Here is a 19,646-nt window from a genome sequence, read left to right as displayed (position 1 = left end):
ATTACAGTTATATCCAAACCCGTTTATGCTCTTTTTGTTTCCTTTACGATCGAATCAACAAATTGCTGCAAAGGCAGTGTTTCTGATTTTTGCTCTCCGTATTTTCTTACATTAACAGTTTCTTCCTGAATTTCCTGATCACCAAGCACCAGCATATAAGGAATTTTCTGTATTTGAGCTTCACGAATTTTATAGCCGATTTTCTCATCCCTGACATCAAGCTCTGCCCTGATTCCCTGTGCCTGAAGTTCTTCCCGGACTCTCTGGGCATAATCCAGGTGCGCTCCAGGAGATACCGGAATTACCTGAACCTGAACAGGTGCAAGCCATGTCGGGAATGCTCCTTTGTATTCTTCGATAAGAAACGCAACAAAACGCTCCATCGTTGAAACAACTCCGCGATGAATGACCACAGGACGGTGCTGCTTTCCGTCTTCTCCAATGTAATTTAAATCAAATCGTTCAGGAAGGAGGAAATCCAGCTGCACAGTAGAAAGAGTTTCATCCTTGCCCAGAGCAGTCCTCACTTGAACATCGAGCTTCGGTCCGTAAAATGCCGCTTCTCCCTCTGCTTCAAAGTAATCATGTCCAAGCTCATCCATTGCTTCCTTCAGCATTGACTGAGCACGATCCCACATTGCATCGTCATTAAAGTACTTTTCGTGGTCCTCAGGATCTCTGTAAGACAATCTGAACGAATATTGATCAATGCCAAAGTCTTTATACACTTCTTCAATCAAACGGACCACACGGATAAACTCATCTTTAATTTGATCAGGCCTTACAAAAATATGTGCATCATTCAGTGTCATGCCGCGCACGCGCTGCAAGCCTGTGAGAGCTCCGGACATTTCATATCGGTGCATAGTTCCAAGTTCTGCGATGCGGATTGGCAGTTCGCGATAGCTGTGAATGTCATTTTTATATACCATCATATGATGGGGACAATTCATCGGGCGGAGCACCAAATCTTCATTATCCATCGACATGGCAGGGAACATATCATCCTGATAATGATCCCAGTGTCCCGATGTTTTATAAAGTTCCACGCTTCCCATAACCGGTGTATAAACGTGATCATAGCCCAGGCGTACTTCTTTATCCACAATATATCGCTCAATAATTCTTCTGATTGTCGCTCCTTTAGGCAGCCATAATGGTAGCCCCTGGCCGACTTTCTGTGAAGTGGTAAACAAATTCAGCTCTTTCCCAAGCTTTCGGTGATCCCGCTCTTTCGCTTCCTCAAGCAGACGCAGGTGCTCCTGCAGATCGGCCTTTTTAAAGAATGCTGTTCCGTAGATTCTTTGGAGCATTTTGTTATCGCTGTTTCCGCGCCAGTAAGCGCCGGCAACACTCAGCAGCTTAAACTCTTTCAACTTTCCTGTAGAAGGAACATGGATGCCGCGGCATAGATCGAAAAATTCACCTTGTTCATAAATCGTAACCGTTTCTTCTAGAGGAATATCTCTGAGGAGCTCAAGCTTAAGCTCATCACCTATTTCCCTGAATTTCTGTTCTGCTTCTGTACGGCTGACTTCCACCCTGACAATATCAAGATTTTCATTCACAATTTTTTGCATTTCTTTTTCAATTTTAGGCAGATCGTCTGCTGTAATGGATTCAGGGAGATCCACATCATAATAAAATCCATTTTCTATTACTGGCCCGACGCCAAGCTTCACATCACCAAACAGTCTCTTAATGGCCTGAGCAAGCAGGTGGGCCGTGCTGTGGCGCAGTACTTCAAGTGCCTCAGCAGAATCCGCGGTTACAATTTCGATGCTTGCATCCTCATTAATCGGCGTCCGCAAATCTACAAGAGCTCCATTGGCTTTTCCGGCGATTGATTTTTTCTTTAGTCCCGGACTGATTGATGCTGCGATATCTTCAGTTGTCACTCCTCTTGAAAATTCTTTCACTGCTCCGTCTGGAAAAGTAATTTTTACTGCGTCTGACATTTTTAACGCTCCTTTTAAAATATAATTGGAAAATAAAAAAACTCCTCCCTCATAAAGGGACGAGTTATAGATAACTGTCGTGGTTCCACCCTTTTTTCCATTGCTGCTATGTAAAGGCAGGTATCCGGATAAAGAATCCTCCGGCTATGGATCTCAAGCATCTGTAACGGGATGGGGCCGTCAGTTCATACTAGGCAGTCAGGCTGTTCTAAACTGAAGTTTAAAGGTGGTAAGATATGCGCTACATGCCGGGAAGTTTTCAGCCAAGCCTTCCCTCTCTGAGTGCCATCGCAGCATCCTCATATCCTTATCATAACTTTTTACGTATTTAAGCGTATTATAAAAGGTTTGCTTCAATAAATCAAGGTCCTTCTTTGCTATGGTAAAAACAGCCTTCCCCGTACACACGCACTCTTTCCTGAAAGATGTTTTGTATGGTCTGCACCATTCCATGATCGGTGGAGTCAGTGTACACATGTAAAGTGCCTGGAGATATAGAAACCAGAGGAGCCAGAATGGATGTGTCAACATACATTGGAATGGAGGATATCAGTGCAGGATCAATCAGCTCTTCCAATTCGGCCTCCTGAATTTGCAGCATGTTTTCATCATATACAAAAAAACGTTCCTTCAGCAAAATATGAAGCTCTTTGCAGCCATTTACTCTGGAGGCAAGGAAATGTCTGAGAGTATCAATAAAATTCTGGTATTCTTGTTCAAGTTTGTATTCTTCAATGGCTGCTTCAACATGTCTAAACAGCCAGTTTCGATAATTTTTCAGCCTGAACATTAAAAAAGATTCTAAGGAAAATGAGAGCCCTTCTCTTATAAATTCTGACAGCGCAGCACCGAGCACCGTTTCCCTCGGTCCAAGATCACGAACTCCGGGGACGTCTTTTCTTTCTCCATCCATAAGAGAATGAACGATATTCAGTATTTGCTGCTGTTCATCGAAATCTCGAAAATAAAACTTATTTGCCACTATATGATGTAAAAGGCATGGCTCCTTATATAACAGAATAAAAGAAATCATTGCCGATATAATATGCTCTGAATTTTCTGAAGCTGACAGTGTCAGCCTTGCACCCTCTTCTGCACTTTCACATGTCTCAACTTCTCCTGTATGGGTAGCCAGAAGTTTTTGATAAGCTGCCGCTTCTCTTACTGTTTGAAAATAAATTGTCAGCATGGTTTGTCCCCTCCTTGCACCAACCTGATTCCATATATATGGAGGGAACTTCCATTTTAGAATAATTCATGAAAAGTAAAGCAAAAAGCTAAAGCCCTTTTCGAGAGGATTTGTTACATAACCTTGTTAATATTTGAATGAAACAGTTCATTGTTCTGCTTTTGCACATTAGCTGCCTGGGTGAGATAAGCATGACATGAGCTTTTTCCCCATCCTAACAAAAAATAAGCGTTAGAATTCCGGTTACATCCAGAATAAACCGTTTTTCAGAGAAAATAAGGGCATGAATTCCGCTTAAGCTGCTGAAAATACTCCATTTTAAGGTTTTTTAGGTGCATAGCCGGAAATCCTCCGTTAATTTTAGTCCATTTTCGTTGTTTTTTCTGTATAGGCGGATTTCCTCCGTATATATAAGTACAGTGACTTTCACATAGAGCATCCTCAGCTTGACTTTTTTCCAGTACGACCGGCATGTTTTTCTTTTTTTCCATATAAACAGCTGATTTTTTCATCTAATCGAAATAGCTACGCTTATTTTTTCTTCCGTTGTGTATGGCTCGGACACAACCAAAACGTTCATACAAATGATGATTATTTTTGGATAGAATACTTCCTTAATAGAAAAAATCCGAACTAAGTCACCATTACAATCGTAGAATGATGAATGTTAGTTCGGATTTTCTTTAGCTTAAACACTTTTGTCCCAGCCTCTTACTCTCTATAATTGCGGCCCTTTAATTCTGCAGGCTGGGCCAGGTATTTAATTCTCTCCATAATTCTGGCGGCCTTCACACCCTCTTCCTCTCCCCTTTGTGTATAGGTAAGGTGATGGGTAAGCTCCTTCAAATCAAAGTTGGATGAAAAGAAGGTCGGCAGCTGTTCCAGCATACGGTATTGCAGAAGCGGTCCCAGCACTTCATCTCTTGTCCAGCTGGAAAGCGCCTCTGCTCCTATGTCGTCAAGCATAAGCACCGGCGCCTTTTTCACCGCCTCCAGCTTGGCTTCAAAGGTTTGATTGCCAAGGGAGCTTTTCAGTTCGCGCATAAATTCAGGCACATAGACAATCATGCTTGAAATGTGTTTTTTCCTGGCAAGCTCGTTTGCGATGGCCCCGAGAATAAATGTTTTGCCGATGCCAAAGCTTCCATAAACATACAGACCTTTTTGAAAAACATCAGCTTGATAGTTTTGTACAAACTGTATCGCCTTAACAAGTACTTCCTTTTTAGCGGGTTCATCTCTGTCTATGTCATTCAAGCTGGCATGAAGAATATCCTTGGGAATATGGATGCTTTTGATCAATGATTCCTGTTTTAGCTTTTCATCAGCATGAAGCTTCGACGGACACTTGTCATACTGCAGGTCGATTGTTTTTCCGGATAGTACCAGCCTGGGATGATAACCCTGAATAAGATTTTTGCAATCATTCAAAGATGGACAATCTCTGCAGTTTTTGCTTTGTTCTGTGTATTCATAAAGCTTCATTAAACTTCTGTCCACTATTTCATCTGTAATCTGATCCTGATGGTCATAAAGAAACGACTGAACATCAGGGTGCTTCTCCACTTCTTGTCTCAGTGCCCTGTAGCGCTCTCTGAAATCCTGCCGGGCAGCAAGCTTTTGGATTGACTTATTAATGCTCTCCATTCTGTCACCTCCTTACTTTTCTGTTAAATAACTATTGATGATGTCGTCCAGGTCGTTTCCTTTGTCACCTGGTACAGCCTTCTGCTCAGCTGCAGGCTGCCCTTCCTCCCCTCCGGCTTTCAGCCAGCTTGGAAGTTTTTCTTTTCTGATGGGAGCTGCCTTCCGACTGTTTTTCTTTCCGGAAGCCCATTCCTGGTATTGCTTATGCTCTTGTTTGGCGAGCGACATCGCTTCCGGTACAGTTGTGATTTTCTTCCTGGCCCAGTGGCTTGCAATTTTCTGGACGTAAGTTTTAGTAAGTTTCATGTCTGTTTTCAGCATGACGTAATAAATCAGGACGTTGACGACTCCAGGTAGAAGCTTTTGCCTGAACATTGTCTCTTCAATTATCTGAAGATCTCCAGCAGAAGGTTCTATTCCTCCTGCGACATCCTTTAAAAACTGGCGCGGGGAAATGGTTTCCAGCTGATATGCCATTTCCTCTTCCTGCGTTGATGGATTACTCACCTTCCTCTTTGCCGCTGGCTGGGTCTTCTCAGCGAGGCTTGGAAGTTTTTCACCGTGCTCAAACTGATACCATGTACGAGCTGACTTTCTCAGCTCTTCAATCACAATTGAGTCATCTGCATCCATGCTGTTCATGATAACGTTCTTCATGGATATAGGATCAATTCCATAAAGATATGCCAATTTTTTAATTGTTTCTTTTACCTTCGGCGTAATAGATGATTTAGGAATAATAGCATCGCTCAGCCCTGCGTAAAACAGGTCAAAATCGAATACATCATCCTCTATATGAGGAGAAGAAGCATCCTCCCGCTTGATAAGGCCCTGGCCGGCGCTCTCGGAAGCCTCAACAGAAGTCAGCAGTTCTGAGGGCTTGATGCTCGTAAATACATCATCAAAGGAGCGGGTTACATTTTTAGCCTCTCCAATAAGCTCCCTGTCACAAAAGAATTTTTTTAATTTCACATATTTTGATTTGCCGAGCCTATTATACAGGTAGATATTCAGCATGCCGTCTTCAAAGAAATCATTGGGATCCAGCGGAGGCTGCAGTTCATAAATATACAGCTTATCTTCTCCCTCTTCTTTTAAAAAGGTTCTCAGGAGACCTATCCCCTCTAGCTTAATCCGCTCTTCATATATTTCTTTCAGGCTGTTCTGCATGATGGCCATCAGGCTGTGATGTGCAGTTTCTTCTCCCCATAACCGGTTTTGCTCCAGCTCGCTCCATAGCGTCATAAATAAACTGTAGCTTTTCGCTCCAATCAGCGGCTGATACAGCAATGTAATAATTTTTCGGTCGTATTCATGCAAAAGTCCATTGCATTTGACTATATAACGGTCAACGGGTATGATTTCCTTCCAATGTTGTACCATATGCTCAACCTTCCAGTGCTTCTCTGTAATTATTTTGGATTCCCTGATAACAAAGGGCTATTCTTCTCCGCTGCGCAGACTGTTACCCCTCTCCCCGGTGGAGAGGATGTTTTCCCACTGTATACCTTGTGTTGCAGCCGCCATTATATCAGTTAGAAAAAACCTTAAAAAAAGAGCGAAGAAGATGACCTCCGCCGGCTCTTTATTGTTCTTTTTTCAGCAGCTCTTTTAACTCATCAATGAACACATTGATATCTTTAAATTGGCGGTATACTGATGCAAATCTAACGTAGGCTACTTCGTCTACTTTAGCAAGCCTGTCCATTACCATTTCACCGATAAGCCCGCTGTTCACCTCAGAAGCTCCCTGGCTTCTCAGTTCTTTTTCGATTTCATGAACAATGTCTTCAAGTTCTTTGAGGGGTACCGGCCTTTTTTCACAAGCTTTAATAAGACCGCGAAGTACCTTCTCCCGGCTGAATTCTTCGCGGGTGCCTTCTTTTTTCACAACGATTAAAGGAATCTCTTCAACCTTTTCAAAAGTTGTGAAGCGAAAATGGCATTGTTCACACTCTCTTCGCCTGCGAATAGAGCGGCTTTCATCCACTGGGCGTGAATCAAGGACGCGCGTACCGTTATGCTGGCATGTAGGGCATTTCATTACAAACAACTCCTGTCTTATTCACCATTCAACCTTTACCTGGATGCATTCAGTCCAGAACCAACATATTGAAGAGATTGGTCTATTTTTTGATAGACAGATAATATGGCATTTTTGCTGTATCCAAAATCAAAAGGCAGAGGCGTTTCCGTTGTGACAGAAAAATCAACGGCTGTTTCAAATGGACGTACAGATATGATCGTGATAATCATAAAAGCCTTGCGCGGTTTACTTACCTGTACACTAATTTCTCCTCGTTCAGATGATACAGATGTCACTGTAACCCCGTTCATATCTTTAAGTACATTTTCAATTACTTCCACTGCTTTTTTGGCAGTTGTTTTATAATAACGGCTCCTCAATTCTTCTTGAGGATGGTTTTCAGATGTTTCACTGTGTGTGGAAAAGATGCTTTGCAGTTTTTGAATTATGCTCATGAATGATGGGTCTCCTTTTATGTACAGCTTCTTATTACTACTATACCGAAATATCCCCAAAATCAAAAGAGGTGTGAATCAGATTCACACCTCTTGCATCGTAAAATTTTCAATGAATATGCTTATAGGGCTTTTGCAGAAGCCGGCTTCACCTGAACAGGTCCCATGCCGCGCGGAATCTCAATATTTTCTCTTGTCTGGGCACCTAAAGCCTCAGCGATATAGTCTGCTGCAATGTTAGGGTTTAATTCTCCACATGTATAAACGTCAATGCTTGCATAACCGTGCTCAGGAAAGCTGTGAATCGTCAAATGTGATTCAGAAATAATCACAACGCCGCTCACTCCTTGAGGTGCAAACTTATGAAAAGCTACCTCTCTTACTTCAGCACCGGATTTTAAAGCTGCATTTACAAAAGTCTTTTCAATGTAATCCATGTCATTTAACTTATCAAAATCGCAACCCCATAACTCAGAGATTACGTGTCTGCCAATTGTTTCCATATTAATGGATCCCCCTTTTTCAATTTTTGATAAACATGAAATTCTTGCACATTGGCTTTGTCATGACTACCACGGGGGAAAGTTAGTCCAGAGAGGTCCTAACCCTTTAAGTAGCTGCACAGCCACAGCATATTAAGAAGTTCACGAAAAATAGTATACTTTGTTTAGTTTTTTTTTGCAACATACTTTTCAAAAAAAATCATTGATTGAAAGGATTAGAGATAGCTAGCATAATATATGAAAATTTATTTTTTTGGTTATCCGCATTTGAATGGAGCTGGCGGAAAAAAGAAAAAAAGCCCGCTGCTTGCGGGCTTAGGGCAAGTGAACAGTTCCTGGCGTTACATGTTATGAAACCATTTTCCCCGGAACTTATGTAAATGTCCTTAGTAAGGCCCTCTAATAAACTCTTTCACTTCCACGTCATAAAACGTCTCGATGTCCTGAAGCTCACTTTCAGTGAAAGACACTTCATTCAATGCTTTCAAATTTTTACGGATTTGTTCTTCATTTCTGAATCCAGGTATGATGCAGGTAATTTCCTTATTATCCAATAACCAGCGAAGGGAAGCACTGGCCATCGAATCGCGTTTGTCGGCAATCCATGACAGCTTGTCAGATAGCTCCACACCTTTTTCAAAGCCGAGACCTGCAAAGGTTTCGCCCACATTAAAGGCCGCCCCGTTTTCATTAAAATTTCGATGATCATCTTCTGCAAAAGTATGATCCTTTGAAAACTTGCCAGTCAGCAGACCGCTTGCAAGCGGGAGGCGTACGAGGATGCCTGCCCCTTTTTCCTTAGCTTGGGGAAACAGCTCCTGACCGGGTTTTTGGCGGAACATGTTATAGATAACCTGAAGAGCTTTAACGTTTGGATACTCCAGGCTTATCAAGCCTTCTTCAACAGTTTCTACGCTGACTCCGTAATGTCTTATTTTACCCTCTTGCTGAAGCTTGTCGAGAACCTCAAACACAGCTCCATCTTTTAATATATCAGTCGGAGGACAATGGATTTGAAACAAATCAATGCGTTCCCTGTTCAGCCGTTTTAAACTTTGTTCGCAATATGAACGGACTGCTTCTATAGAATAGTTTTCAGGAGAGTGTATATCACCCATCCTGCAAAACTTCGTAGCAATGTAAATGGTATCTTCTTTCCCCTTTGTCGCCTTGGAAAGCAGCTCTTCACTGTGCCCTTCTCCATAAACATCAGCTGTATCAAAAAAATTAACGCCGTGGCCAATCGCATAGTCTAAAGCTTTCAGCGAATCTTCATCATTGGTTTTCCCCCATGAGCCTCCGATGGCCCATGTTCCAAAACTCACCTCGCTTACTGAGATGTCTGTGTTTCCCAATTGACGATAATTCATGCCTTTCACCCCTTCTTTACTTTCTGAATCTTTGAAGCTCACTATTAAGAGACTTTGTCTGAGCGTATACTTGTTTATAGATGCTGAATAATTCCTGATACTTTACTGTGTTCTCGGAATTAGGCTTGTATGTTTTTACGGTAGAAGTAAAGGCATCTGCGCACTGAAGCAAGGTGGTAAACCAGCCGCTGCCGTATGCCGCAAGCATTGCAGCTCCCATGCCTGGACCTTGCTCACTGGAGAGCTTAATAATGTCAGCATTGAAAATATCAGCCTGCATTTGAAGCCATTCTTCGTTTTTGGCACCTCCGCCAATAGAAACAATGCTGTCAATTGTCTTACCATTCTCCCGGAAAATTTCAATAGATTCATGGAGCGAGAATGTGATTCCTTCCAATACTGCGCGGACAAAATCCCTTCTCTGGTGTGAAGCATCCATTCCTATGAAGCTTCCCCGAATCACAGCATCAGCATAGGGTGTTCTTTCCCCTGCTACATAAGGAGTAAACAGAAGACCGTTCGAGCCTGGGGGAACTTCAGCTATACCTGCAAGCAAGCTTTCAAAATTTTCATTCTCGGCAAAAATATTCTTGAACCAGCTGAGGCTGTATCCTGCTGCGAGCGTAACACCCATTGTATAGTAAGCATCCTCTTCTCCATGGTTGAAGTAATGAACCTTGCCGTCAAAATCTTTATCTCCATTTTCCTCATAAGAAAGAACAACACCTGATGTTCCAATGCTGCAAAGAGTTCTTCCATCTGCCAGGATACCTGAGCCAATCGCTCCACAAGCGTTATCAGCTCCCCCGGCAAATACTTTTACAGATTGAGGAAGGCCTGTTCTCAAAGCATATTCAGGGGTGATTGTTCCTATAAAAGCCGATGACTCCACTAAAGGAGGACAAAGATCAGGATTGATGCCTGTAAGTTCGCAAATTTCATTGCTCCATTCTTTTTTGCTTACATCCAAAAGCAGTGTTCCCGCTGCATCTGAAAACTCTGTATGTATGTTTCCTGTCATGGCATAACGCAAATAATCTTTTGGCAGCATGAATACACTTGCTCTCTCAAAAAGAGCAGCTTCATGCTTTTTCACCCAAAGAAGTTTAGGCAGCGTAAATCCTTCAAGAGCCGGATTTTTAGTGATTTGCAGCAGACGGTCCTTTCCAACTGCATCATAAATTTCTCCGCATTCTGCTGTTGTTCTGGTATCGTTCCAGAGAATTGCGTTTCTAAGGATATGATGATCTTCATCCAGCAGAACAAGGCCGTGCATCTGCCCTGAAAAACTGATGCCTTCAATGTCTTCTGCATCGCCATTGAAGCTTTGGACAAGCTCCGCTAAAGCCTCTGCTGTTTTTTCTGCCCAAAGATGCGGATCTTGTTCGCTGTAGCCGGACTTTTCCTGTATTAGCGGATATTCTTTTGCTACCTCCCCGCACACTTCTCCCTGCTGATTGACCAGCAGAACTTTTACTGCACTTGTACCTAGATCTATTCCAATCACATATTTCAACTTCATCACCCTTTTTCTATAAGCTATTTTCATGACGCTGTATACAACAATGTAAAAAATCAGCTTCCGCTTACTTGGAGGTACTTGCTTCCCTTCCAATTCAACTGACAGCAGAGCTGTGGAAATGACAAAATTTATAAATTTTTATGATAAAAAAGTGCTGGAGACAAGCATGTTCCAGCACTTTCGTTTATATCTATGAAAAGTTAGACCGATACACTTGAAAGTGTCTCAAGCAAATATGAATTTACAACTGCCTTTAAGCGTTCTTGACGTCCTGATTTATTTTGGATTTCTCCCATACTTAAAGCATATTCTTCAAGCTTTCTAAGATCTGTTTTACCTTCAACAATCTCAAGGCCTACGCCTTCTCTGAAGCTGCTGTATCTGTCTGCAATAACATCCTCGAGAGCACGATCTTCAATCAGCTTTGATGCTACTTTCAGTCCGATAGCAAAAGCATCCATTCCTGCAATATGAGCATGGAACAAATCGTCAGCATCAAAAGATCCTCTTCTTACCTTAGCGTCGAAGTTCAATCCGCCCCTGCCAAGTCCGCCGTTCAAAAGGATTTCATACATTGCAAGAGTAGTAGAGTACAAGTCTGTCGGGAATTCATCTGTATCCCAGCCAATCAAAGTATCTCCCTGGTTTGCATCAACAGACCCAAGCATGCCATTAATACGGGCAACTCTTAATTCATGTTCAAACGTATGGCCTGCGAGCGTCGCATGGTTAGCCTCAATATTAAATTTCAGGTGATCCTGAAGGTCATATTTTTGAAGGAATGCAAGACCTGTTGCAACATCAAAGTCATACTGATGTTTAGTAGGCTCTTTTGGCTTTGGCTCAATAAGGAATTGCGCATCAAATCCAATTTCCTTAGCATAATCAATTGCCATATGGAACATGCGGGCAAGATTGTCCTGCTCTAGCTTCATATCTGTATTTAAGAGCGTTTCATAGCCTTCACGGCCTCCCCAGAATACATAGTTTTCAGCACCCAGCTCTTTCCCTACTTCAAGACCTCTTTTTACTTTTGCAGCGGCATATGCAAAAACATCTGCATTATTGGAAGTTGCAGCTCCGTGTACATAACGCGGGTGAGTAAACATGTTGGCAGTATTCCACAATAATTTAGTTTTGCTGGTTTTCATGTAATCTTTAATCATCGCTACGATAGGATCTAAATTTTCATACGTTTCCTTAAGGGTATCTCCTTCTGGAGCAATGTCGGAATCATGGAAGCAGAAAAATGGTACATCAAGCTTCTCAAATAATTCAAATGCGGCTTCGACGCGTGCTTTTGCCAAATCCAGTCCCGTATGGCGATCCCAAGAACGCACCGCTGTTCCAGCACCAAATGGATCAGTACCATCAGCTGTGAATGTGTGCCAGTATGCTACTGAGAAACGAAGAGTTTCTTCCATAGACTTTCCGTTTACCAGTTCAGACGGGTTATAGTACTTATAAGCAAAAGGATTTTTTGAACGTGCTCCCTCATACTTGATATTGCTGATGTTTTGGAAATAAGTCATTGTGTTTCCCTCCTGAATAAAATATTGATATCGCTTACATTTAAAGTAAAATTTATTAAGTTTTTATGTAACCTGTCCTGCTGATTTAAATTATAACACCACTTCTAGACTTTGTCTATTGGATAAACTATGTTTATTGACTATAGTTAATTAATAATTATTGATATAATAATGAAATAGCAAATGACAATGAAGGGAAAAGAAAAATGGGAGTAACTTGGAATCAGCATGTGGTAAAAAAAGAAAATAAAGCAATCGTACTAAATCTCATTCTTAACTCGTCGCCTATTTCGAGAGCGGATACCGCACAAAAATCAGGTTTAAATAAGGGAACCGTTTCCTCTCTGGTTGCCGAACTTCTTGAGGAACAGTTGATTTATGAATCCGGTCCTGGAATTTCCAGCGGAGGCAGACGGCCAGTCATGCTCCTCTTTAACAAAGGCGCAGGTTTTGCAATCGGTATAGATCTGGGGGTAAATTACATACTTGGTGTGTTAACGGATATTTCGGGTGGTATCATCGAGAGAGTTACTGAAAAATATGAAAACTATTCTTTTGATGAAACGCTGAATCATATAAAAAATGTGATTAAAACTTTAATGAAAGCAGCGCCCCCTTCTCCTTATGGTGTCATTGGTATCGGATTAGGTGCTCCGGGCATCGTAAATCATGATGGAGATATTCTGCTTGCGCCCAACCTCGGCTGGAGCAATGTTTCTTTACAGAAACATCTGGAAGATGCTTTTCATATTCCCGTATTGATTGAAAATGAAGCCAATGCAGGCGCTTATGGTGAAAAAAAGTTTGGAGCGGGGCAGAGATACAATAATTTAATCTATGTAAGTGCAGGAATTGGAATCGGTGCAGGAATTATAATTAACGGAGAGCTTTTCAGAGGAAGCCGCGGTTATTCCGGAGAACTCGGACACATGACCATTGACCGTAATGGAGAAGTATGCCGGTGCGGGAATAAAGGCTGCTGGGAGCTTTATGCATCCGAGCAGGCTCTGCTGACTAAAGCACGTTCACTTTATCACGACATTCCCGTCAGTCTTGATATCCTTATGGAGTATGCCGGGAACGGGGACCGAAAAGCGATCGGCCTTTTCGAAGATATAGGCAGAAATATTGGAATTGGAATTGTGAACAGCATTCATGCTTTTAACCCGCAGCAAATTATTATCGGCAATCGTCTTGCTGGGGCCAGGAAATGGCTTGAGCCCGCTATTCATGACGAGGTCTCAAGTTTTGCCCAGTCATTTCACCAGTCAGAGATCAACGTAACTTTTTCTGATTTAAGCATTCCTTCCACAGCTTTGGGAGTTGCTGCTCATACGGCTGAAAACTTTTTAAAAAGCAGATTAAACTTAATGAATCAATAAAACCTCAAGATCCGGTACTTTTGCCGGATCTTTTTCTTTATTCACTCCCCATGCAGATGCAAATTCAAAAAAATGGTTAAAACGTACTAGTAAAAATATTCAAAAAACTTAGTTTATTCACTGGTTAAACTAAAAAGAAGCTGATATAATCTTTGGCATAGAGGGAATAAATGGTTTGTAATACATATAATTGTAAGCCCTTTCATCCCTGAATACATAGAAAAGGAGGCTAAGTTATAAACCTGAGGCTGACTTACTTTACATCCTCAGAAGATCATCTTACCCAAGGTTACCAGTATCCCATTGATAGATATTCAGTATAACTTCAGAGCTTCGTAAACATTTACTACTTTAAAAGGAGAGATTAAGATGTTAAAAGTTTTGAAAAAACCTTTAGTTTCTGGACTGGCTCTAGCTTTACTGATTCCTGCTGCCTCAGGAGCTGCCGCTGCTTCCGGAGGGCCGCAAATAAGTGCCTTAAAGGCTGCCCCTATTCATGAGAGATATGAAGAATCTTTTACTATCGGTGCTGCAGTGGAGCCTCATCAATTAGAAGGAACCAGCGGAAAAATGCTAAAACGCCATTACAACAGCATTGTTGCAGAAAATGTTATGAAGCCGATTAACATCCAACCCGAGGAAGGTAAATTCAATTTTAAAGAAGCAGACAAAATCGTCAATTTTGCACGAAAGAACAATATGGACGTCCGCTTTCATACATTAATCTGGCACAGCCAGGTACCTGAATGGTTCTTCCTGGACAAGCAAGGAAAAGAAATGGTGAAGGAGACTGATCCTAAAAAACGTGAACAAAATAAAAAACTTCTCTTAAAACGTGTAGAAACACATGTTAAAACGATTGTTAAACGCTACAAACATGATGTGAAATCATGGGATGTTGTGAACGAAGTAATCGATGATTACGCTCCGAACAGCAGGGGATTGCGCGAATCAGCTTGGTATCAAATCACTGGAACAGATTATATTAAGGTGGCCTTTGAAACTGCGAAAAAATTTGCTACTAAAGATGCAAAGCTTTATATCAACGATTACAATACCGAGGTAGAAAAGAAAAGAGATTTCCTTTATAACCTTGTAAAAGAACAGTTAAAGCAAGGTACTCCAATCGATGGAGTTGGACATCAGGCTCATATTCAACTCGGCTGGCCTACTCTTAAGCAGATGGAAGATTCCTTTAATCTGTTCACAAGTCTTGGGCTTGATAATCAGGTAACTGAGCTTGATGTAAGCCTTTATGGATGGCCGCCTAGACCTGCATATCCAACATATGCACAAATTCCTTATGAGGAATTTAAAAAACAGGCCGCCCGCTATAATGACATTTTTGAGCTGTATGAAAGACTTGGAGATCAAATCAGCAATGTAACCTTCTGGGGAATTGCCGATAATCACACATGGTTAGATGATCGTGCAAGAGAATATAATAACGGAGTCGGAAAAGACGCCCCATTTGTATTTAACCCGGATTATAAATTGAAACCTGCTTACTGGTCCATTATGGACTAATTCACATTCAATAAAAATGAAGCTCCTTCTGATGGGAGCTTCATTTTTTGCGTCTCCCTGCAAAAGGTTAGGTAGTCTGGTAGAGCATTCTGGCTGGTTAATAGGCGTAAGAATTCCGCTTAATCTCTAAATATCATCAAAATAGCCCTCAATAGACGAAAAATTTCCCCTATCGGCTCTAAAAAGCTCAAGATGAAGGATTTTCAATGAGTTAACCGGAAATCCTCCCCTTAAAACGCCCCAAATGAGGGAAATATTGCAGTTAACCGGAATATGTCCGCTTATTTTTTCCCGGTGGGTTTCCCCAAACAAGGAAAGTAATTAGGTAGTCTGGTAGAGCATTTTGGCTGGTTAATAGGCGTAAGAATTCCGCTTAATCTCTAAATATCATCAAAATAGCCCTCAATAGACGGAAAAATTTCCCCTATCGGCTCTAAAAAGCTCAAGATGAAGGATTTTCAATGAGTTAACCGGAAATCCTTCCCTTAAAAGGCCCCAAATGAGTGAAATATTACAGTTAACCGGAATATGTCCGCTTATTTTTTCTGACGCCCTTCCGTCCAAGCCATCTTATGCTAGTCAAGCCTGAGCAAGCCGATTCCGCTTTTCTTCATTGGCTAGCTACGGCGCCAGCGGCTCGAGGTCATAAGCTAATCCGGCCTGAAAGTTAAAGAACAACCTTCAGGCCGGATTTTTCTTCTGCTGATCACCGCTTAACGGGCGCCTTTCTGGTCTCACTGAACTTCTACAGAACTCCCTTTTTCAATAGATTCATAGCAGGCATCAATCACTTTCATATTTTGTATAGTTGATGCCTCCAAGTGTGAAACTCCTTTTCCAGACAGAATTGCTTCGGAAAAAATTTCTACCTCAGCCCGGTAAATATCACCTGCTATCTTTTCGGTTCGCACAGATCCGGGTTTTTCCACGATCACATGCCCAATATTTCCATTAATGTCCGGACGGAATGCATATGGAACTTTGATTGTGCCTTCTGTTCCAATTACCTCGTATTCATTGCGTCCTGCTGCATCAAAACTGCAATCAAACATTCCAGTTATTCCGCTTTCCATTTTAACAATACCGTAAGCTGATAGATCCACTTGTGATTCTGAATCTATATCTGCAATAACGTTTACCCTTACTGGCTCTTCATTCAGGATTGTCCTCATAGCATGAATACTATAGCAGCCTACATCATATAAACTTCCGCCGCCCATTTCTTTCACCATTCTGATATCTGAATCTCTATTAGCCAAATAGAATGAATGACTCGACTTAAATATTTTCACTTCTCCTATTTCCCCGGACAGTATAATCTCTCTGACTCTCTTGTGCTGAGGATGAAATTGATACATAAAAGCCTCCATCAGCTGAACATCAGCTTCTCTGCATACTTGAAACATGCTGAGAGCTTCCTCTGTATTAAGAGCCAGAGGCTTTTCACATAGCACATGCTTTCCAGATTTAGCTGCCTTTGCTACCCATTCACTATGCAGGGAGTTTGGCAAGGGAATATAAACAGCCTGAATATCTGAATCCTCCAGTAGTTCCTCATAACTTTCATAAGCTTTTGCTATTGATAATTCCGAGGCAGCTGCATGCACTTTACTGCCCCTGCTGGAAATTCCCGCTACTTCTGCATTCTCCGCCCTTCCGATTGCCGGAATGAACTGAGTCCGTGCAATATGTGCTGTACTTAAAATTCCCCATGTAACTTTATTCATATTATCGTTCCCCTTTTCCTGTCATCAGTTTTCAACTAAGAGGACATAATAAATACTGAACTATTCACTCTTGGCATGTCCTCCTATACTATTCTGTGCTCAAGCCGGCTTTTCCTTTGAGAGAATTCTCCTCCAGCTGGAGCTGCTACAAGCAATTAGCTTTCAGATTCCTTTCTCGCTTGAAATATCAGTATCTTAACAGCAGGATGAATAAAGAAAGCAATAAAAAAATCAGCTTCTGCTATGAAGCTGATAAGGTTATAGTTAGAAAAAATTTTGCCTAAAACAGCTGCTTTTACCTTCTGCTGAATGAAACCTCTGCTTCATCATGGGTTTTTTATGAGTACACTATGAAATCGCCTTTTACAAGGAGCCCCGATTTCAAACAGCTGAAAGGTTTTTCATTTTAGATGCAACTAGATTTGCAAGATCCACCACTCTGCAGGAATAACCCCACTCATTGTCGTACCACGCAAGAACCTTTATTTTGCGGCCTTCAATGACCATCGTTGTGAGTCCATCTATAATAGCAGAATTTGGATTAGTATTAAAATCTATTGATACAAGCGGTTCATTTGTCAATGACAAAATCCCTTCCATTGACCCGGATGAAGCTGTGATAAAAGCATCATTTACTTCTTGAGCTGTTACGTCCTGTTTTACATCTACTACAAGGTCAACAAGTGATACATTTGGAGTAGGCACTCTGAGTGCGAGACCATGCAGCTTTCCTTTGAGATGGGGAAGCACTAGTGAAAGTGCCTTTGCAGCCCCTGTAGTGGTAGGGATGATAGATTGTGCACATGCTCTGGCTCTTCTTAAGTCTTTATGGGGATTATCTATGTTTTTTTGGTCATTCGTATAGGCATGTACAGTGGTCATCAGCCCGTTTTCAATCCCAAATTGCTGATCCAGCACCTTTACGACTGGTGCAAGGCAGTTTGTTGTACAGGAAGCATTTGAAATAATGGTGTGTTGGCTGACATCCAGCTGATCTTCATTTACACCCATCACGATTGTTATATCCTCATTTTTGCCTGGAGCAGTTAAAATCACTTTTTTAGCACCGGCTTCAACATGAGCAATGGCTTTTTCCCTGCTGTTAAACTTTCCTGTTGCTTCTATAACAATATCAATCTCAAGCTCCTGCCAGGGAAGCAGATTCGGTTCACGGTTATTAAGCAGCAGTATCTTGTTTCCGTTAACAATTAAATGGTCATCCCCTGCAATTACCTCCCCAGGAAACTTGCCGTGGTTTGTATCGTATTTAATTAAATGCGCCAAAGTATCTGCCGGATAGCTGGCGTTGATTGCTACAACTTTGAGACCGCTTTCAGTTATAGCTTTTCTAAACACCATTCTTCCAATTCTCCCGAACCCATTAATTGCAACCTTTGTTGTCATGGAATTACCCCTTCCGACTTTGTGTTATACTTTATTCTCCTTATACCACTAATAGTATATCACATTTAAGGGAGATTGACATAACCATTTAACATGAGGATATGAAAAAAACCTGCAAGTTATTCTGCAGGTTTTTTTATCTTCCATTGTGTAAGTATGGTGAGCAGTTGTTTCTTCGTGTCCTCAATAGTTCCATTATTGTTGATAACAGCATCTGCCATAGAAATTTTATCTTTCAGCGGCAGCTGGGAGGCGATTCTGGAAGCCGCTTGTTCATCACTATATCCGTTTCTCCGTTTAAGTCTTTGGAACTGGACAGATTCATCAGCATAGACAAGAAGTGTTTTATCGACCATATGGGAAAGTTTGCTCTCAAATAATAAAGGAATATCAAGAATGCCAGCCTGTATGCCATCACTTATAAGAATATCTTTCTGCCTGTTCATTTCTTTCCTTACAGCGGGATGAACAATCCCGTTCAGCAGCTGCCTCTTTTCTGGAGAATTAAAAACAATTTCGCCAAGTTTTTCCCGGTCCAGATTTCCGTCTACTTTCAAAACTTTATTTCCAAAGGCTCTAACAATTTCCTTGTAAGCCTCTTCTTCCGGTTCAACCGCTTCTTTTGCGATTTTATCTGCATCAATAACAGGTATTCCCAGCTCCAAAATCATGTTGGAGACGGTGCTTTTACCGCTTGCAATCCCACCTGTCAGACCAATAAAAAGAGTCAAGAAAATACCTCCTGCTTCATGGCTCACATTTTCCAAATGCCAATGATAATTAGTAAAACGCCCGGCAGAAAGGTTAATTTTTCTGCCCAGGTATTGTTCGCAAACAAGTGTCCGGATTTAATGCCAATGTAGACAAACAAAGAGCTCATGAATGCGACCAGCAAGCTCATGGGAAGAGGCGGAAACTGAAGAATAGCAGCCCCGATTCCCGCTCCAAAAGCGTCAAGTGACAAAGCAAATCCAAGCAAAAAAGCTTCCACTCCATTAATTGACCCGGACTTATCGATATCGGCCGTAACAGGCCTTCTTAAAATATTCACAACAATGCCAAGCGTCTTGATTTCAAATTTCAATATCATTTTTTCAGTTTTCTCTTTAGCAGGTTCCTTCATCGGCCTGAAAAACTGGTACAGTATCCATGCTCCAAGGATAACAAGAATGCCTCCGCCAATATGATCTGCTAAATGATCCGGGAGAAATCCGGCTAAAAAGCTTCCTGCCAGCATTGCGGCCAGCAGCGTGGCTGCTGAGCAGCAAGCAATAATGAGAATTGCCCGGAAAGGAATATGAAGCTTTCTTAGACCATATGTTAACCCTACTGTAAAGCTGTCGAGGCTGGTTGCAAACGCCAATAAAAAAAGAGAAACAGAAAGAATCATTTCCTTGCCCCTTC

The 19,646-nt window shown here is 41.6% G+C and carries 16 protein-coding genes; 2 read left to right on the top strand and 14 right to left on the bottom strand.

Annotation, left to right across the window (positions count from 1 at the left end):
• Positions 1 to 23: 23 nt before the first annotated feature.
• The 10 genes from thrS to xylA all read right to left on the bottom strand — a co-directional run bounded on the left by thrS (position 24) and on the right by xylA (position 12,202).
• Positions 24 to 1,958 (bottom strand): threonine--tRNA ligase, encoded by a 1,935-nt coding sequence (gene thrS, locus GJU40_RS06340; RefSeq protein ID WP_154306915.1) that lies wholly within the window; start codon positions 1,956 to 1,958, stop codon positions 24 to 26.
• Between the two features lie 361 nt (positions 1,959 to 2,319).
• Entirely contained in the window at positions 2,320 to 3,147 is an 828-nt protein-coding gene (gene ytxC / locus GJU40_RS06335; protein ID WP_154306914.1) for a putative sporulation protein YtxC, read from the bottom strand.
• Positions 3,148 to 3,858: 711 nt separating this feature from the next.
• Positions 3,859 to 4,794, bottom strand: a complete 936-nt coding sequence (gene dnaI / locus GJU40_RS06330) for a primosomal protein DnaI (protein ID WP_154306913.1) — start codon at positions 4,792 to 4,794, stop codon at positions 3,859 to 3,861.
• A gap of 12 nt (positions 4,795 to 4,806) precedes the next feature.
• A complete protein-coding gene (locus GJU40_RS06325) occupies positions 4,807 to 6,177 on the bottom strand; it encodes a replication initiation and membrane attachment family protein (protein WP_154306912.1) in 1,371 nt (456 codons plus the stop codon).
• A gap of 202 nt (positions 6,178 to 6,379) precedes the next feature.
• Complete coding sequence (gene nrdR, locus GJU40_RS06320; RefSeq protein WP_154306911.1) at positions 6,380 to 6,838, bottom strand: transcriptional regulator NrdR; 459 nt, start codon at positions 6,836 to 6,838, stop codon at positions 6,380 to 6,382.
• Positions 6,839 to 6,873: 35 nt separating this feature from the next.
• Positions 6,874 to 7,275 carry a cytosolic protein gene (locus GJU40_RS06315; protein ID WP_154306910.1) on the bottom strand — a complete coding sequence of 134 codons (402 nt, stop codon included), beginning with the start codon at positions 7,273 to 7,275 and terminating at the stop codon, positions 6,874 to 6,876.
• Between the two features lie 122 nt (positions 7,276 to 7,397).
• Positions 7,398 to 7,778, bottom strand: coding sequence for an adenosylmethionine decarboxylase (gene speD / locus GJU40_RS06310; protein ID WP_154306909.1), 381 nt, complete (start codon positions 7,776 to 7,778; stop codon positions 7,398 to 7,400).
• 386 nt (positions 7,779 to 8,164) lie between these two features.
• Positions 8,165 to 9,148: an aldo/keto reductase gene (locus GJU40_RS06305; RefSeq protein ID WP_154306908.1), complete on the bottom strand. Its 984-nt coding sequence runs from the start codon at positions 9,146 to 9,148 to the stop codon at positions 8,165 to 8,167.
• A gap of 16 nt (positions 9,149 to 9,164) precedes the next feature.
• A complete protein-coding gene (gene xylB, locus GJU40_RS06300) occupies positions 9,165 to 10,664 on the bottom strand; it encodes a xylulokinase (RefSeq protein WP_154306960.1) in 1,500 nt (499 codons plus the stop codon).
• Positions 10,665 to 10,870: 206 nt separating this feature from the next.
• Complete coding sequence (gene xylA / locus GJU40_RS06295) at positions 10,871 to 12,202, bottom strand: xylose isomerase (RefSeq protein ID WP_154306907.1); 1,332 nt, start codon at positions 12,200 to 12,202, stop codon at positions 10,871 to 10,873.
• Between the two features lie 206 nt (positions 12,203 to 12,408).
• Between xylA and GJU40_RS06290 the strand changes: the two genes are divergently transcribed.
• Entirely contained in the window at positions 12,409 to 13,584 is a 1,176-nt protein-coding gene (locus GJU40_RS06290) for an ROK family transcriptional regulator (protein ID WP_154306906.1), read from the top strand.
• 369 nt (positions 13,585 to 13,953) lie between these two features.
• The gene (locus GJU40_RS06285) at positions 13,954 to 15,111 is read left to right on the top strand and encodes an endo-1,4-beta-xylanase (RefSeq protein WP_154306905.1); all 1,158 of its coding nucleotides are present in this window, start codon (positions 13,954 to 13,956) and stop codon (positions 15,109 to 15,111) included.
• A 734-nt stretch (positions 15,112 to 15,845) separates the two neighbouring features.
• On the opposite strand, the gene GJU40_RS06280 is transcribed toward GJU40_RS06285, so the two are convergent.
• From GJU40_RS06280 to ytaF, 4 genes are all read right to left on the bottom strand, one after another.
• Entirely contained in the window at positions 15,846 to 16,838 is a 993-nt protein-coding gene (locus GJU40_RS06280; RefSeq protein WP_154306904.1) for a Gfo/Idh/MocA family protein, read from the bottom strand.
• Positions 16,839 to 17,219: 381 nt separating this feature from the next.
• Positions 17,220 to 18,242: a glyceraldehyde-3-phosphate dehydrogenase gene (locus GJU40_RS06275; protein WP_154306903.1), complete on the bottom strand. Its 1,023-nt coding sequence runs from the start codon at positions 18,240 to 18,242 to the stop codon at positions 17,220 to 17,222.
• Positions 18,243 to 18,361: 119 nt separating this feature from the next.
• A complete protein-coding gene (coaE, locus tag GJU40_RS06270) occupies positions 18,362 to 18,973 on the bottom strand; it encodes a dephospho-CoA kinase (protein WP_154306902.1) in 612 nt (203 codons plus the stop codon).
• Positions 18,974 to 18,996: 23 nt separating this feature from the next.
• Complete coding sequence (gene ytaF, locus GJU40_RS06265) at positions 18,997 to 19,629, bottom strand: sporulation membrane protein YtaF (RefSeq protein WP_343031433.1); 633 nt, start codon at positions 19,627 to 19,629, stop codon at positions 18,997 to 18,999.
• Positions 19,630 to 19,646 lie beyond the last annotated feature (17 nt).

Source organism: Metabacillus lacus (assembly GCF_009674805.1).
Classification (GTDB): Bacteria; Bacillota; Bacilli; order Bacillales; family Bacillaceae; genus Metabacillus_C; species Metabacillus_C lacus.
This window is presented reverse-complemented; position numbering and strand designations above follow the sequence as displayed.

Bases quoted from the DNA above. Each gene is read 5' to 3' on its own strand.
- thrS (WP_154306915.1), bottom strand. From the start codon at position 1,958: ATGTCAGACGCAGTAAAAATTACTTTTCCAGACGGAGCAGTGAAAGAA.
- ytxC (WP_154306914.1), bottom strand. From the start codon at position 3,147: ATGCTGACAATTTATTTTCAAACAGTAAGAGAAGCGGCAGCTTATCAA.
- dnaI (WP_154306913.1), bottom strand. From the start codon at position 4,794: ATGGAGAGCATTAATAAGTCAATCCAAAAGCTTGCTGCCCGGCAGGAT.
- GJU40_RS06325 (WP_154306912.1), bottom strand. From the start codon at position 6,177: ATGGTACAACATTGGAAGGAAATCATACCCGTTGACCGTTATATAGTC.
- nrdR (WP_154306911.1), bottom strand. From the start codon at position 6,838: ATGAAATGCCCTACATGCCAGCATAACGGTACGCGCGTCCTTGATTCA.
- GJU40_RS06315 (WP_154306910.1), bottom strand. From the start codon at position 7,275: ATGAGCATAATTCAAAAACTGCAAAGCATCTTTTCCACACACAGTGAA.
- speD (WP_154306909.1), bottom strand. From the start codon at position 7,778: ATGGAAACAATTGGCAGACACGTAATCTCTGAGTTATGGGGTTGCGAT.
- GJU40_RS06305 (WP_154306908.1), bottom strand. From the start codon at position 9,148: ATGAATTATCGTCAATTGGGAAACACAGACATCTCAGTAAGCGAGGTG.
- xylA (WP_154306907.1), bottom strand. From the start codon at position 12,202: ATGACTTATTTCCAAAACATCAGCAATATCAAGTATGAGGGAGCACGT.
- GJU40_RS06290 (WP_154306906.1), top strand. From the start codon at position 12,409: ATGGGAGTAACTTGGAATCAGCATGTGGTAAAAAAAGAAAATAAAGCA.
- GJU40_RS06285 (WP_154306905.1), top strand. From the start codon at position 13,954: ATGTTAAAAGTTTTGAAAAAACCTTTAGTTTCTGGACTGGCTCTAGCT.
- GJU40_RS06280 (WP_154306904.1), bottom strand. From the start codon at position 16,838: ATGAATAAAGTTACATGGGGAATTTTAAGTACAGCACATATTGCACGG.
- GJU40_RS06275 (WP_154306903.1), bottom strand. From the start codon at position 18,242: ATGACAACAAAGGTTGCAATTAATGGGTTCGGGAGAATTGGAAGAATG.